9 protein-coding genes and 3 pseudogenes are annotated in these 15,582 nt (G+C 58.1%); 6 read left to right on the top strand and 6 right to left on the bottom strand.

Annotated features, from left to right (window positions below; translation table 11 throughout):
• Positions 1 to 11: 11 nt before the first annotated feature.
• Positions 12 to 1,519, bottom strand: a pseudogene (gene istA / locus MTX19_RS30560) (IS21 family transposase).
• A 599-nt stretch (positions 1,520 to 2,118) separates the two neighbouring features.
• Here istA and MTX19_RS30555 point away from each other — a divergent pair.
• The 3 genes and pseudogenes from MTX19_RS30555 (at position 2,119) to MTX19_RS30545 (ending at position 3,561) form a co-directional block, all read left to right on the top strand.
• A pseudogene (locus tag MTX19_RS30555) lies at positions 2,119 to 2,526 on the top strand (reverse transcriptase domain-containing protein).
• A 152-nt stretch (positions 2,527 to 2,678) separates the two neighbouring features.
• Positions 2,679 to 2,981, top strand: coding sequence for a group II intron maturase-specific domain-containing protein (locus MTX19_RS30550; RefSeq protein WP_280980605.1), 303 nt, complete (start codon positions 2,679 to 2,681; stop codon positions 2,979 to 2,981).
• A gap of 94 nt (positions 2,982 to 3,075) precedes the next feature.
• Positions 3,076 to 3,561 carry a transposase gene (locus MTX19_RS30545; RefSeq protein WP_280980604.1) on the top strand — a complete coding sequence of 162 codons (486 nt, stop codon included), beginning with the start codon at positions 3,076 to 3,078 and terminating at the stop codon, positions 3,559 to 3,561.
• 344 nt (positions 3,562 to 3,905) lie between these two features.
• Here the strand turns inward: MTX19_RS30545 and MTX19_RS30540 are convergent, their stop codons facing one another.
• Positions 3,906 to 5,717 (bottom strand): hydantoinase B/oxoprolinase family protein, encoded by a 1,812-nt coding sequence (locus tag MTX19_RS30540; protein ID WP_280980603.1) that lies wholly within the window; start codon positions 5,715 to 5,717, stop codon positions 3,906 to 3,908.
• A gap of 21 nt (positions 5,718 to 5,738) precedes the next feature.
• Complete coding sequence (locus MTX19_RS30535) at positions 5,739 to 7,817, bottom strand: hydantoinase/oxoprolinase family protein (RefSeq protein WP_280980602.1); 2,079 nt, start codon at positions 7,815 to 7,817, stop codon at positions 5,739 to 5,741.
• A gap of 208 nt (positions 7,818 to 8,025) precedes the next feature.
• On the opposite strand from MTX19_RS30535, the gene MTX19_RS30530 reads away from it, so the two are divergent.
• The gene (locus MTX19_RS30530) at positions 8,026 to 9,339 is read left to right on the top strand and encodes an aspartate aminotransferase family protein (protein ID WP_280980601.1); all 1,314 of its coding nucleotides are present in this window, start codon (positions 8,026 to 8,028) and stop codon (positions 9,337 to 9,339) included.
• Positions 9,340 to 9,815: 476 nt separating this feature from the next.
• A pseudogene (locus MTX19_RS30525) lies at positions 9,816 to 11,149 on the top strand (IS5 family transposase).
• Positions 11,150 to 11,264: 115 nt separating this feature from the next.
• On the opposite strand, the gene MTX19_RS30520 reads toward MTX19_RS30525, so the two are convergent.
• From MTX19_RS30520 to MTX19_RS30510, 3 genes are all read right to left on the bottom strand, one after another.
• On the bottom strand, positions 11,265 to 12,107 hold the full coding sequence (locus MTX19_RS30520; RefSeq protein WP_280980600.1) for a glucose 1-dehydrogenase: 843 nt from the start codon (positions 12,105 to 12,107) through the stop codon (positions 11,265 to 11,267).
• Between the two features lie 307 nt (positions 12,108 to 12,414).
• Positions 12,415 to 13,848 carry an FAD-binding oxidoreductase gene (locus MTX19_RS30515; RefSeq protein WP_280980599.1) on the bottom strand — a complete coding sequence of 478 codons (1,434 nt, stop codon included), beginning with the start codon at positions 13,846 to 13,848 and terminating at the stop codon, positions 12,415 to 12,417.
• Between the two features lie 545 nt (positions 13,849 to 14,393).
• Positions 14,394 to 14,855 (bottom strand): transposase, encoded by a 462-nt coding sequence (locus MTX19_RS30510; RefSeq protein WP_280985611.1) that lies wholly within the window; start codon positions 14,853 to 14,855, stop codon positions 14,394 to 14,396.
• Between MTX19_RS30510 and MTX19_RS30505 the strand changes: the two genes are divergently transcribed.
• Positions 14,836 to 15,582: a transposase gene (locus tag MTX19_RS30505; RefSeq protein ID WP_280985610.1), complete on the top strand. Its 747-nt coding sequence runs from the start codon at positions 14,836 to 14,838 to the stop codon at positions 15,580 to 15,582. The two genes, MTX19_RS30510 and MTX19_RS30505, sit on opposite strands and share 20 nt — an antisense overlap.

Raw genomic sequence — 15,582 nt, 5'->3', positions numbered from 1 at the left:
TTTCTTCCCTATTAGTGGTAATAGTCCGAGCCTCTGATGTTGTTGTGTATGATCGGCTCGCCCTCGGGGGACGCGGGCGTTGCAACACGATCCAGCCCCTTCTCGAGGATCGATTTGACGCTTGGGTAGTTGCGAGCCTGGATCTCAATCGCGCGCAGCGCGGCCGCCTCGAGGCGCTCGGCGCCAAAGCGCTTCTCAAGCCGGATGATCCCCAGGCACGAACGATAACCCTGTTCGGGATGCGGCCGATCCTCGATGATCCGGTCGACCAGCAAGCGCGGCATCGGGCCGATCCGGGTTGCCTCGCTGCGGATCTTTGCCGGCGTCCACTTGCCATAGCGCCGGTGGCTGGAAGGCATGTGGGCGCTGATCGTCGTGTGCCGCCCGTTGCCGCTGCCGCGCATGTGCGCGGCGATACGCTCGCCCCCAGGAAGATTTAAATCGTTCGCGCACAGATCCGCGCTTCTACCTCGCGACGGACGAAGCGATAGGGCACCGAGTAGTAGTATCGTTCGATCTCGACGTGATAGTCGAGCCCGACCCGGCAGCGACGCCATTCGGCATGGACCCACGGTTCGCCGGGTAGCGGCTTAAGATTCGGCGCATCAATTTCCTCGAACAGCTGGCGGCCATACTGGCGCAGCACCCGTCCGTCATTGAGCTTGGCCAGCCACTCGGCGATCGCACCGTTGAGCTCGGCCAAGCTGTAAAAGGTCCGGTTGCGCAGCCGCCCCAGCAGCCAGCGCTCGATGATTCCGACGCAGGCCTCAACTTTCGCCTTATCTCTCGGGCGACGCGGCCGTGCCGGCAAAATCGCCGTAATGCTGCGCCATATCGCTGTAGCTGCGGTTGTCCATAGGGTCATAGAGGCAGGCCTTGATCACCGCGACCTTGGCGTTGTCGGGCACCAGCAGTTGGGTCGCGCCGCCAAAAAAGCTGTAGGCCGCGTTATGTCCCGCGATCCAGTCGCCGAGCTGCTCGGTCCACGTCGCCAGCGCGAACGACAGGCTGGATGCGCCCATGACCGCGACGAAGATGTGCGCGTCACGCACCTCGCCAGTCTTACGGTCAACCACCGGCACTGTGTCGTCGGCATAGTCGACAAACAATTTCTAGCCCCGCCGTGGTGCTGGCGCATCACCAGCGGCAGCCGGCCTTCCCAGTTGTGGAACAAGTCACAGAAGCGGCTGTACCGGTGCACGTCCGGATGCTCTGCAATGTACTCGTCCCACAGCACCTGCAAGGTCACATGCTTGCGCTTGAGCTCGCGGGCAATAACGGACCAGTCAGGCTCTGCCACCTTGCGGCGACCCGGCTTCACGCCGGGCACCCCGTACAGCCGTTGCTCCAGCTCGGCGTCGCTTATCGCTTCCGGGACTGGCCATACCAGGCCCGCGCGCGCAAACCGCTTCAGTGTGTCACGTACCGTCGTCGGCCCGATGCCGACGCGCTCGCCAACCACGCGCGTCGAGAGCCCAGCCTCAAGGCTCAGCCTCACAATCTCGCGCACCTGGCGCATGATAACCCTTCTCGTCGGCATCCAATCCTACCAGCTGCTTCCAGCCGGAGAAATGGCCCAACGATCGGGCCTCACACCATCCGAAACTGCGCGCGATCAAATCGGAATGCTGCGCGGACAATGCTCGGAATGCTGCGCGCGATCATTTCGGAACGCTGCGCGCCATCAAGTCGGTACGGTGCGCACCATCACCTCGGAATCGGCACTCTTGAACCATTTGGAAACAGGATGACTTCGAACAGTGCGACAAACAAGCCGTTCTCGATAGATAAGCGGCGAGTGTACGAAGCGTACAAGGCGGTCAAATCTAATCGCGGAGCGGCCGGCGTGGACGGACGAACCTTGGAGATGTTCGAGACAGATCTTGCAGGGGATCTCTACTAGATCTGGAATCGCATGTCGTCAGGGACCTACTTTCCACCACCGGTGCGTGCTGTCTCCATTCCAAAGAAGACTGGCGGCGAAAGGATTTTAGGTGTGCCCACTATCTGCGATCGGATCGCGCAGATGGTGGTCAAACAGATGATGAGCCCGAACTGGAATCCATCTTTCTGCAGGACTCCTACGGATACAGGCCAGGAAAATCGGCTCCGGACGCCGTGGGGGTCACGCGTCAGCGGTGCTGGAAATATGATTGGGTTCTGGAGTTCGACATCAAAGGGCTGTTTGACAATCTTCCGCATGATCTTCTGCTGAAGGCGGTCTGGAAACACGTACAATGCAGATGGGCGCTGCTCTACATCGAAAGGTAGCTGATGGCGTCAATTGAAAAGGACGGGGAGCTTGTTGAGCGGAGCTGCGCAACCTCGCAAGGGGGCGTCATCAGCCCAATACTAGTCAACCTGTTCCTGCATTATACGTTCGATCTCTGGATGGCGCGGACACATCCCGACCTCCCTTGGTGTCGATATGCTGACGACGGACTGGTGCACAGCCGGACGAAGCAGAGGCCATTAGGGCGGAGCTTCAAGCGAGGTTGGAGGTGTGCGGACTTCAGATGCACCTGACAAAGACGCAGATCGTCTATTGCAAAGGACAACAGGCGTCGGCGAACGTATCCAAGGGTCAAGTTTGACTTTCGCGGCAGGTGGCAACGTCACAACGGAAGGGATTCTTTTGTGGATACACCCCGGCGCTCAGTCCGACAGCTTTGAAGGCCATGCGAGCAACGATCCGAAGCTTGCACATTCCCCGGCAAACGCCGGGGACGCTGGCTGAGATTGCCCAACAGATCAATCCGCTCCTCCGGGGGTGGATAGGTTATTACGGTCGATTCAGCCGTTCAGCGCTGTTCTCCCTGGTCGACTACGTCAATCAGAAGCTGAAGGGGTGGATCATGCGAAAGTACAAGCGCTTCCGGCTCCACAAAACCGGTGCTTCGCTGTTCTTGCGAAAGCTGGCTCGGGACAATGCGGAGCTGTTCGTACGCTGGAAGTTGTTCGGAACGGCCACGTTCAACTGACGGGAGCGGTGTGAACCGAGAGGCTCACGCACCGTTCTGCGAGAGGCAGGGGACGGAAATCGCCCGGCCTACTCACCCATGGGCATCGACCAACATGGCGCGCGCGCGCGGGCGCGCACCCTGCGGCGAGCGGCTGCGGGTCTCCATTCCGCACGGCCACCGGAAGACAACGACCTTCGTTGCAGGCCTGCGCCTGTCGGGTATGGTCGCACCGATGGTACTCGATGGGCCCATCAATGGCCTCGCCTTCCGGGCCTATGTCGATCACGTGCTCGTTCCAGAATTGCGGGAAGGCGACATCGTCGTCATGGACAATCTCGGCAGCCACAAAGGCGCAGGCGTGCCCGCAGCGATCGAAGCTGCTGGCGCAAAACTCCTCTATCTGCCGCCCCTACAGTCCCGACTTCAATCCGATAGAGAACGCCTTCGCCAAGCTGAAAGCGCTGCTGCGCGCCGCCGCAGAGCGTCGAAGGCTTGTGGAACGCAATCGGACACCGCCTCGACCGCTTCACGCCGCACGAATGCGCCAACTACTTCGCCGCCGCTGGATACCAACCAACCTGATCGGGGACTGCTCTAGCTTGAGGCGAGGAGGATTTTTGGCCGGTGAATGTAATGCCAAAGACCATAACAGCGCTCATCCTATGGGGCTCAAGTCGCACCAGCAAGCTCAAAAGATGATAAGCGCGAAAGGCAAATACGAAAATGATCTAAGCCTGAGGCGCTACGCCAGCAGCGATGCCATGAGGAGCGAAACCCCTCTTTGCTCCACAAGGGGAGGGCACCTTGCAATACCATCGAGACAGAGCTAGCCGGAAACCAAGGCGCGTACGATGAGCAGGACACAGGCAAGATTTCCCGCGCCGAACTTCAGTTGACCTGCTCATCATATTGCTTCTTGCACCACCGTTCGCTGTGCTGTGCTCAGATGTTGCGAATGGCCGCGAGCTCGACACGCCGCGCATGAGTGGCGACCATGTCGACGACTAGTGATTCATCGGCGGCGGAGCCAGTCAATACTACGCCGTAGACGTCGTACGCGCGCTCCATGGTTTCCCAGTTTTCCAAGATATCATGCAGCACACGTTTGGGGTCGCGCTCCAATGGATTTCCGTAGCCGCCACCCCCGTTGTCTACACTGCGAATCTTTTCGCCAGGTTTCAATACGAGTTTGATGACGCTGGGCAACTTGGTCTCACCGCCTTCGGCACTCACATGAAACATCGCCGCCGGCCTTCCGTCCCAACCGCCCTGCATTCCCCTAGGTGGGTTTTCCTGACCATCGCTTGTAGCTGCGACCGTCATTTCGCTGTTTCTGGGACCGTAGACGACTTCAGCGCCGGGAGCGCCGCGGAAGCGACCTGCGCCCCCGGTGCCGGGCACCAACCGCAGCTCATCAAACTGGATGGGGTGCTTAAGTTCGTCGATCTCAACTGAATCGCGGTACATGAGCCCGCCCACCACGGGAAACCCGTAGGTAACCCAGCCATCACATTTGGGATTCGCCGGGCCACCATTACTTCCGATGCAAAGCTGGTTGATGTAGGCGCTGTTAGCATGCCGGTAGTCGGTACCCGAGACCACAGCGCAGCCCGCACCTCCCGATTCGCCTCCTTCGGACAAGCCGTAGCCATCCCCCAGTTGGGCGAAGGCGCTCTGCGTAATATTTACCAAGCGATCGCCGACGTTCGTCGTCGCCACAGAGCAGCTATGCGGAAACTGCGGGATCCCGACGACACAGTTCTCGCGCAGCAGCAGCTTCAGCCGTCTGAATGAGCCGGAATTGTGGGGAATATCGGACTCTATACAATTGAACACGCCGGTGAGCGCATTGTTGATGGTGCATGCCTCCGATTGGTTAAGGCCGCAGTCGACGCAATCGATGTTGTCGCGCAGATCGAGCTCGATCACGCCAGCGTCAGGATTGATGTCTACCACAACCTTAAGAGGGATGCCTTCCGGCAACAACGGCAAGAACGGGTCGTAACGCCCTTCGTTCACCAAGCGCGCCCTGGGCAACTTGCGGACAGCTTGGGTCATTCGTTCTTCGGAATAATCCAGCCACGTGCGAATGAATGCCTTAACTGTTTCCTTGCCGTACTTTGCACAAAAATCCATCAGCCGCCGTTCGCCGATGCGGGCCGAGCCGATGCCGGCGAGGAAATCGCCGTGCCACTGCTCAGCCACTCGGATACGGCTTCGACACATGCGCACGATGTCGCCGATAGTCTGATAATTCCGCTGCACGCGTACGCAGGGAAAGATTAGGGAGCCTTCCTCATATACGTCCTTCGCTGCGGCATGGTAGGTCGTAGGAATGCTATTACCGATGTCGGCCTGATGGGCCTTCGCACAAGCGGTGAATAGATGCTCGCCCTCGAAGAACACCGGCACGAGGATGGTATGATCGGCAGGGTGAGTATTGCCTAGATATGGATCGTTGTGCAGGAAGGCATCGCCCTTGGCAAGATCCTTGTGTAGGGCGGTCATCGCGGCACTTTGCAGGTGCGAGCCGAAGATGTGGACAGGCAAACCTTCCGCCGACGACAGCAGCTGATTGTCGCCAGTAGTGATGGCACACGAGAAATCACGGGCCATGTTGATCACCGCCGAGCGCGCGGTGCGAAGCATCGTGTTAGACATTTCGCGAATTATGCCGTCCAGACGATTGGCCATCACCGAGGTGAGGACTGGGTCAAACGCTGGGCTGGTCTTGGCATTGCCGATTGCTGACATAGAGAATCTCCGCTGCTCCCGTCAATTCCGTTCCAGAATATAGTTGTCCGAGTCGCTCACCCGTGCGGTGGCCAGAGGATAGATGACGATGGTGGTCGTCGGTTCTTCGATGATCGCAGGCCCGGTAATGCGATTGCCGCGCGCCAGGTTTGAACCTTTATAGATCGGTGCTTCAACGCTACCGGTCTCACTGAAGTACACACGACGACGGGCGAACGGTTCACCCGTACGGACCGCCTTGGATTTCACGCCGTCCCTCCTAACCGAATTCGGGAGCCGTACAGTCAGCCGACCTTTCCAATTCAGGCATTCGAGTTGGCTATCTTCGTCGTAAACGGCAAACACTCGCTCGTGCACTTCATGGAACGCGTTCACGAGAGCTTCGACATCGGCCTTGTCGCAGAACCTCCTCACGGGCAGGGCCGTGTCAAGCTCCCATACTTGGAATTGGTAGCGCGCCTCCACAAAGTATTCGATCTTATGGTTCTCGAAGCCCTTTCCCGCTAGCGTCGCTAGAAAACGATGGAGCTCGTCGTCAATGTTTTGCAGAGCAGCATTGACAGCTTCGAAATTAAATCTTCGTGAGAGGGTGACGTAGCTTGCCGTATGCTCCGCGACGATGTCCGAGAACTGCATGCCACAAGCGCTCAGCGCACCTGCCGTCTTCGGCACCACGATCTTCTCGCACCCAAGCTCAGCAGCGATCGGGATAATGTTGAGCCCGGCCGCCCCGCCGCCAGCGACCAAAGTACTCTCCCTCGGATTGAACCCTTCTCTCACAGTGATCTCGTTTACCGCTTTGATCATCAATTCACTGCTCAGCTGGATCACTGAATAGGCGGTCTCTTCCGTCGTTTTGTTCATCCTTTTGGCGAGATCACCAATCACGCGATGCGCCGCGTTCACGTCAAGCTTCATACGTCCGCCAAGGAAGAATTCTGGGTCGAGATAGCCCAGCACCACGGCGGCATCTGTCACTGTTGGCTGCTGCCCCCCAGCACCGTAGCAGGCGGGACCAGGATCCGAGCCAGCGCTATGTGGCCCGATGCGGAGTAGACCACCCGAATCGATCCAGGCGATGGACCCGCCGCCAGCTCCAACACTGCGCACGTCAACCGACGAAATGCTCAGCAGATGGCCGGTCCACTGCGGTCCGAGCCATGTTTCGCGACTGTAGACAAGGCGGCCGTCGCGCACCAATCCGACGTCAAAGGTTGTGCCACCAGTGTCGCAAACGACGACATTGTTGCCCAACCCCTCCATCTCTGAGTAAGTGAGCCCGGCGACCGGCGCCATGGCCGGCCCGGATTTTGCGGTATGGATCGGCTTCTCGATGACTTCGGCGACATGCATGCAGCCGCCCACACTGGTGCTCACCAGTATTTCGCCGTGATATCCCGCAGCGCGTAGGTCTTCTTCCATCTCCTTGAGATGGGTCTGCATCAACGGCTTCAACGAGGCATCAATCGCGGTTGCTGAGGCGCGACGATATTCACGTACGATCGGAATCAGCCTGTGAGAGAGTGTGTAGGGAATGCCCGGCAATACCGTCTCGATGAGTTCGCCCATCGCCTGCTCGTTGACTGGATTGGTGATCGACCACAAAAAGCTCACAGCCACCGCCTCAAAATTGCGGTGCTTAAGTGTACGCAATATTTCGACCGCCTGTTCGGGATCAAGCGGCACTAGAACCTCGCCCTCCGAACTAACACGTTCGGTGATCTCGAACGTATAGCGTCGTGGAATGTAAGGTTCGGGATACGCGACGCTGAAGTCGTGCGGGTTATACTTGCCGCCCTCCTTCAGCACTAGAGTGTCAGGAAAGCCTTTCGTCGTAAGAAAGGCTGTCTTCGCTACTTTGCGCGTGACGATGGCATTTGTTGAGCGTGTGGTGCCGTAGATTAGGAGCTCCGATTGGCTGAGCAGATCCTCAAGTCCGAAGCCCAGCTCCTCTGCAGCTGCCGCTAGTGCCTTTCTCATTCCCTCAAATATGCGGTCGTGCGTGGTGAGTGCCTTGCCGACCGTATGATTACCGTTCGCGTCGGCAACAACCACGTCCGTGAAGGTCCCACCCGTATCAACCGAAACGCGGTATCCCATGAAGCGCTTTCCCCTAGACAATTATCGGCGCACAGCTGTGCCTCATCGGGCCAGTTGTGCAAGCATGAGTTCCGTACGCTGCGTACAGCCTGTGTCATGGTACATTAACGAATGTTCGTTTATAGTCCAGCGTGAATCTGCCCGAGCTGCGGCACTCTGGAGTCGCAGAGGTGCAGCATCAACCAAGAACCGAACGGAGGCCTCGTGCATGACCAAATGGTCGGATCCATCTTCCAACTCCGCGCAGCTTTACCGTCGTGCGCTCGATGTCTTGCCGGGAGGCATTAGTAGACTTACGATCTGGAGCGAGCCATTTCCCCTTTACGCTAAGTCCGGCTCCGGGGTGCATGTCACCGACGAGGACGGCACGGTTCGCATCGATTTTGTCAACAATTTTGCGTCCTTGATTCACGGGCACGCGCATCCGACGATCGTTGATGCCGTTTGTGCTGCGGTGAATAACGGTACATGCTTTGCGCTTCCTACTCGGCTCGAAGTCGAGCTTGCGGAGATCCTGTGCGAACGCATCGCGAGCTTCGAGAAGGTGCGCTACTGCAACACCGGTACGGAAGCAGTCATGCTGGCGTTGAAGGCTGCGCGCGCCTACACCGGCCGACCCAAGATCGCCAAGCTCGAGGGGGCCTATCACGGCATGTACGATTTTGCCGAAGTAAGCCTAGATTCCTCACCTGCTAACTGGGGTAATGAGCCGCAATCAGTGCCCTACACGCGCGGCACGCCGCGCGGCGTGCTGGAAGACGTAGTGGTCCTCCCCTTCAATCAGGTAGAAGCATCCGAGCGCATCATTCGAGAGCATTCCGACGAACTGGCTGGAGTTCTCATTGATCTGTGTCCCTCGACCTTGGGCTTCGCGCCACTGTCGCCCCGATACATCGACATGTTGCACAGGGTCACGAAGGAAATCGGCGCAGTCCTGATCGCCGATGAAGTTATATCTATCCGTCTCGGGTACAACGGTGGTCAAGGGCGTTTCGGACTTGAACCCGATCTGACCACCGCGGCGAAGCTTATCGGGGGCGGCTTTCCAGTTGCGTGTGTCGCTGGCAAAGAAGAAGTGATGTCAGTATTCGACCACAGCAAGGGCAAGCCACTCAATCCCTCAAGCGGCACCTTCACCGCTAATCCGATTGGCCTGACAGCAGGAATTGCGGCGATAAAACTGTTGACGAAGGACAGAGTCAATCATCTCGAGGCGCTGGGCGAACGTGCTCGAGCGGTGATCACCAAGGCTATCGTAGACAGTCGCTTTCCGGGCCAAGTCACTGGCGTTGGGTCAATGTTCCAAATTCACATGAATCAACGCGACATTCGGGATTATCGCAGCGTCCGCCAGTTGCCTGAAGAAGTTCAGGCAACCCGGCTGCTACAGCGCGGCATGTTAGAGCGGGGCTTCATCCTCTCAACTAAGGGGCATGGTTATTTGTCGACGCCGATGAATGCGGACCACATCGATGCCTTGGCAGACGCGATCTTGAGTACTTTGCGAGAGATGGTTCGATAGACACCATACCTTGGATGTCAGAGCTAGGCACTATGCTGCGGGCAGATCGGTCGTCTCAAAATTGTGGGACGACCGCTGCTTGCGTGCGCATTCTAGATCGACGTTTGTTACCCTTCCTAGCCCTCAGGTCTGCACACGGATGATCCTGCCAGTCTAATGACAACTTGACGATGAGCTGCCAGCGGCTTAGGACTTGCTAATAACGGTCATGAGCGTCGCATCCTTTTGCGCGTAAGTTATTGTCGAGCAACTGATCGAGCGTTTTATCGCCACGCTAGCGAACAGTTTGATTTCAGGGAGATTATCGCGTCGCCTGTGAACAAGTCTCTAAGCGATTGGGCAGGAGTCTGTTTTTGGGATTTGCGGGCGTTTGAGATTGCAGGGATTTGGTGCTTGAGCGCCCCAAACCTTGCAAATTCGTTTGAGGATTCTCCTTCGCCGTGAACCGTGCTTGTGTGGCGCATCGAGGGAGGAGGATGCGGCCGAAGAAGCACAAGACGACGGGATCGAACGATCTGTTCCGGCCCGGCTGGACCAGATCATCAACATGAAGCACGAGCTTGTTCTGCTTGCCGGCAAGATCGATTGAGACTGGATCGACGGCGAGATCGCCCCGCTCTACAGCGAGGGCGGCAGGCCAGGAATCGAGACCCGCTTCATGATCGGGCCGTTGTTGCTCAAGCACATTTACGGGCTGATGGGGGGCGAGCGCTGGGTCCACGATCCGTACTTCCAGTTCTTCACCGGCGAAGAGTTTTTCCGGCACGTTTTCCCGCACGAGCGCTCAGACCTGAGCCATTGGCGCGAGCGGCTCGGCGACAAGCTGGAGCAGTTGTTGGCCGAGAGCCATCGGGTGGCGCACGAAGCCGGCGCGTTACGTAGCCAGGACCTCAGCCGGGTCACAGTCGACACCACAGTGCAACCGAAGGCGATTAGCTTTCCGACCGACCCCAAACTGCTGCATGCAGCGATCCGGGGGTGAATCGCCCGGCGAGGATGCGCGGAGTCAGGTCGCGGCAATCCTACTCTCGCGTGCCAAAGGCGCAGCGATGATGGCGGGCCATTACGCTCATGCCAAACAGTTCAACCGGTGCCAGCGGCAGCTGCGCATCCTGTGCAGCCGGCTGGGTCGGAACATCCGCGACATCCGCTGCAAGACCGAGGGCCAGCCAGCGCTGGAGGACACGTTCGCTCTACCGCTTGGCCGGGCCGCGCAGATCCGCTCGCAGCAACAGCGCCAGCGCGGCTCCAAGCTTTATTCCTTCCATGCCCCGAAGGTGGAGTGCATCGGCAAGGGCAAGGCCGCCGCGCCTTACGAATTCGGGGTGAAGGCTCCATCGTCACCAACAATCGCCGGGCTCCCGGCGGCCTGTTCGTGCTGCACGCCAGGTCGCTGCCCGACAACCCATACGACGGTCACATCTTGCGGGACGTCCTTGACCGTACCGAGACACTCACCGGCTGTGCGATTGAGCGAGCTGATGTCGACAAGGGCTACCGCGGCCACGACGCGCAAAATCCCCGCCGCCTCTTCATCTCCGGCCAGAAGCGCGGCGTCATCGGCGCCACCAAGCGCGAGCTGCGCCGCCGCTCCGCCATCGAGTCCATCGTCGGACACCTCAAAGCCGAAGGACACCTCGGCCGGTGCTACCTCAAAGGCCGCGCCGGCGATGCCGCCAACGTCGTCCTCTCAGGTGTCGGCCACAACTTCCGTCGCATCCTCGCCTGGTTCAGAGAACTTTTGTGCCTGTTGCCGGTCGCGCTATGGCGCACGCTCAACTGTCCAGCTCAGCTCAATTCGGCTTCTTAACGGTCGACTATCGCGAGCCGCCTCAAGAGCTTCTTCGCCAAGTAGCTCTCATCGGTCAAATATACTGTTCGTTCTGCTTTACAGAACACTTGTGTCACTGCCGCGGTCCGAAGCGCTACTTGCGTTCGCTGATACCCATAGCATCCATCATGATCTGACGTCCGCCTCGGATTTCAGACCACTTTCGCCCGAGCGCCGCTCCCCCGTCAACCACAAGTTCGTGGCCGGTAACATAGCTGGAGTCATCGCTCGCCAGCCATAACGCCGCTCGAGCTATGTCTTCCGTGCTGCCCGCTCGGGGGATTGGCTGCGTCACGCCTAGCACCATTTCCATCGCCGGGACCGTCTGGTCGGCGATCTGCGTTGCAAGCCCGAACATCTTGCCGAAAATAGGAGTAGCGACACCGCCAGGACATATGCAATTAACCCGCACATTGCTCTCGCCAAGTTCAAGCGCCGCCGATTTCGTGAGTTGGATCACGGCAGCCTTTGCGGCGCTATATACGTGCGGCCCAAGTCCGACGCGGATACCTGCTACGGAGGCGGTCGAAATAATAGAGCCAGACTTCTGTACACACGTAATCCGCGACGCATGCTTGATCCCGAGGAATGCCCCACGCAATCCGACTGCAACAACAGAGTCGAATTCCTCCACCGGCGTGTCGGCGATTGGTCCGCCCGATCCGGGAACTCCGGCGTTATTAAATAGGCAGTCAAGCCTGCCGAACCTCTCAGTCGCGTGAGCAATCGCCGCCTTGACGTCTGCCTCACTGGTTACGTCACACCGCACATAGCTGACTTTCCGACCGTATTCCGAGACAAGCTGCTCTCCCTTGTCATCCTGAAGATCGGCGACAACCACTGACGCGCCTTCTTTGACAAAGAGAGCAACGGTCCCGCGTCCGATCCCGCTCGCCCCGCCCGTAATGATAGCCACCTTGCCCAACAATCTACTCATGAAACGTCTCTCCTGAACCTTTGCAGGTTTTTCCGAATACAAAGTAGCTGAGCATAAAATAGTTCTATTGAAGACAACTCTCCCCCGGTGTCGAAGAGAGAGCGGGATAAGCTTAGCGAACGCGCCCGTCCATCATGCTGAAACTGCGAGAAAGCAGAAAGAAAAATCTTTTGCAAAGCTGTCACTACCGTGAGAGAGCCCGCTCTTCACACCGTCTCCCGATTGCGGTGGCCATCAACGTCAAACTGGCGTTGATGGAATGATGAATTCCCACCACTGATAATCGGAGCGATGTTGCTCTTGGCCGTTAGCAGGCCAAGATCTTGCCTGGATTCATTATGTTTCGCGGGTCGAGGCTTCGCTTGATGCTTGCCATCATTTCTATATCAAGCCTTGGTTTAAATTTCTCAAGCTCTTTGACATGCATCATGCCGATACCATGCTCCGCGCTGATGCTTCCTCCCAATTCGACACTTGTTTCATGAACGATAAAGTTGGCGCGCGCGGCAGCAGCCTCCTTCTTCGCAGCGGTATCGTAAAAGCGATTGCAAAAGACGATGATGACGTGGATGTTGCCGTCTCCGATATGTCCGCAATGATAGATATTCGCGAAAGGAAATTCGGTCTTAAGTCGCGCGTCGACACGCTCGATGAACGTCTCCAGCTTTGAGATGGGAACGGACGTGTCGTTAGCCACTGAAAAGCCCTTATGCATATTGGCTTCAGAGACATGATGTCGAAGCCTCCAAATACGTTCAGCCTTCGACAAGTCGGAAGCTATGATCGCGTCATCGATCTGGTTCCGTTCGAGCGCCTCGCCCAAAATCTGCTCGAGCAGTTCAGACAGTTCCCAATTCAAGTTGCTGTCGGCAAGCTCGATTATCGCGTACCATGGGAACGAGATATCCAAGGGGGACCGTTCGTTCAAATGGGCAAGGACATTTTCTAACTGTCCTCTGGACATCAGCTCGAATGCTTCAACTTTGCTGCCGCTTCGTTCGGTCAGCAACGTCAGGAGATCAAGGGCTGCTGAGACGCGGGAGAATGACGCCATTGCTGTTCCGCTGTTCGTCGGCAACGGAAACAGCTTCAAGGCTGCTGCAGTTACAATCCCAAGCGTTCCTTCGGCGCCGATGAATAGTTGTTTTAGGTCGTATCCCGAATTATCCTTTCGGAGCACTTTCAAGCCGTTCCAGATTCGACCGTCCGGCAAAACAACTTCCAATCCAAAGACGAGATCGCGCATATTGCCATACCTGACGGCGCCGGTTCCACCGGCGTTGGTGGAAATAAGTCCTCCTATTTGGCAGCTTCCAACGCTTCCAAGAAGCATCGGAAACTGACGCTGTTTCTTCTTTACGACTTCTCTGAGGGATCCGAGAACGCAGCCAGCTTCAGCGATCACGGAGTTATTCTGAATATCGATCTCTCTAACCCGGTTCAATTTGGAAACGTTCAGTATCATCGAGGGACGATTTGCCAGAGGGATAGCACCACCTGTCATGCCAGTGTTTCCCCCCTGCGGCACGATCGACACGCCCAACCCACAGCAAACCTTCACAAGCGCAGCAACTTGCTCTGCACTCTTGGGCAGCGCCACTGCCAATGCGCGGCCCTTATAGCGCCGCCTCCAATCCTCAAAATATGAAGCAGTGTCTTCGGATTGGTACAGCATTCCGTGACTTCCGACAATTTCAGTACCCGCTGATACCAGTTGCTGACGCAAATCCCGATCGTCCATGCCAAGGCATCTCCAAAGCATCGATGCTACCCGAAACATCCGTCACAATGCAATACGGAATGGATCACTTGGTTCACTCGCAGGCAGCGCTTGACTTTGGGCAGCCGCGTAGACCGCGCATCGCTGCGCAGTCGTTGACCATCCTCAGTCGATTGATCGTCTTGTCGGTCTTTGGCAAGGCCAAAGTCCCGTCGGTTCAAAGCTCCCGCTCGTCGGCAGCGACTCCACGCGTAGCGGCCGTGCCTACTTGGGACATTTGCATACGCAGGACAGAGGAAATAGGACACGTTGCATGCGTCGAATGCGCGCGATCCCTATTCAAGAATGCGATTCTGGCGAGAATTGTGTCAGATCTCGCTGCGGCACTCCCTAGAGCGGATTGTTCTCAGAGAACGTATGGTTCCGGAAGAGCCGCGAAGGCATCCTGATCACTCTATTTGAGAGAGAGGGTCCTGGTCTCAGTGAGGATTGTCGCGGAGATCGTGTCCCTGAGCGTGGTGTAACTTGCGGTGGGATACCGCGTTCGCCGGCAAGAGCCAGACTGGTCAGCTGGCGATAGCCCGGAAGCTGACGGTTGGATCATCGCTCAACGGCGCGATGGTTTCCAGCGTCATGTAGCGGGCGCGCTGGACGGCCCATTCATCGTTCTGTTCGAGGAGGACCGCGCCGATGAGGCGGACGATGACGTCTTCGTTGGGGAAGATGCCGACCTCCTTGGTGCGCCGCTTGATCTCGCCGTTGAGGCGCTCGATCGGGTTGGTAACCGGTATTAGATTTCTCGCTGCCAACGTTCCGCTGCGATATTCCACATCGTAGCGTATGCGCGACCATCGGGACAGAGGCACCGGGAGCACGAAGTTCGGGCAGGCCGATACACACGATGAGCCAAGAGCCGCCTCTGCGACTCGCGCGGTTGCGCCGAGAGCACGAATCCGTAGTTGTCGTGTCGCCCGCGGCTCCCCGTCATGTGGCGGACAGGAGGAGCGAATGCGACGGGTGATTGGCATCGACGTCCACCGAACTTTCGGAGAGGTGGTGTTTTGGGAGGACGGCAGGCTCCGACGTGCGGGCCGCATTGATATGACGCGGACTGCGCTGGAGGGGGTTGGCAAGACCTTGCTGGCCAGTGACGAGGTGGTGCTCGAGGCAACCGGCAACAGCATCGCGGTGTCGCGGGTTCTGGCACCATTCGTGGCGCGGGTGATTATCGCCAATCCGCTGCAGGTGAAGGCGATCGCCCAGGCTCACGTCAAGACCGACAAGATCGATGGAGCACGCTCGCCAGTCTGCAGGCGGCGCGGTACCTGCCGCAAATCTGGACGTCCTGACGCGCAGACCGAACGCCGACGCAGGCTGGTGGCGCGGCGCTACCAGGTAGTGCGGCATCGCACGCGGCTCAAGAACGAGGTACATTCGATCCTGCACGCACACCTGATCCCGAAGTGCCCACATGCCGATCTTTTCAACGCCCGCGGTCGGACGTGGCTGGCCGCTCAACAATTGCCGGACGACGAGCGAGCGGCCATCGATCGGCGCGTCCGTGAACTGGATCGGCTAGCGGAAGACCTGGCCCTGCTCGACCGCGAGATCGCACAGGACGCAATCGAAGATTCCGCGGTCAACAGATTGATGACGATCACCGGCGTGAATCTGGCGGTCGCCGCCGGGATCATGGCGGCGATCGGCAACATCAGCCGGTTCAACAGCCCGCAGGTTCGGTCATCTCGGGCATAG

It is taken from the genome of Bradyrhizobium sp. ISRA464 (assembly GCF_029910095.1).
In the GTDB taxonomy this organism is placed as follows: domain Bacteria; phylum Pseudomonadota; class Alphaproteobacteria; order Rhizobiales; family Xanthobacteraceae; genus Bradyrhizobium.
This window is presented reverse-complemented; position numbering and strand designations above follow the sequence as displayed.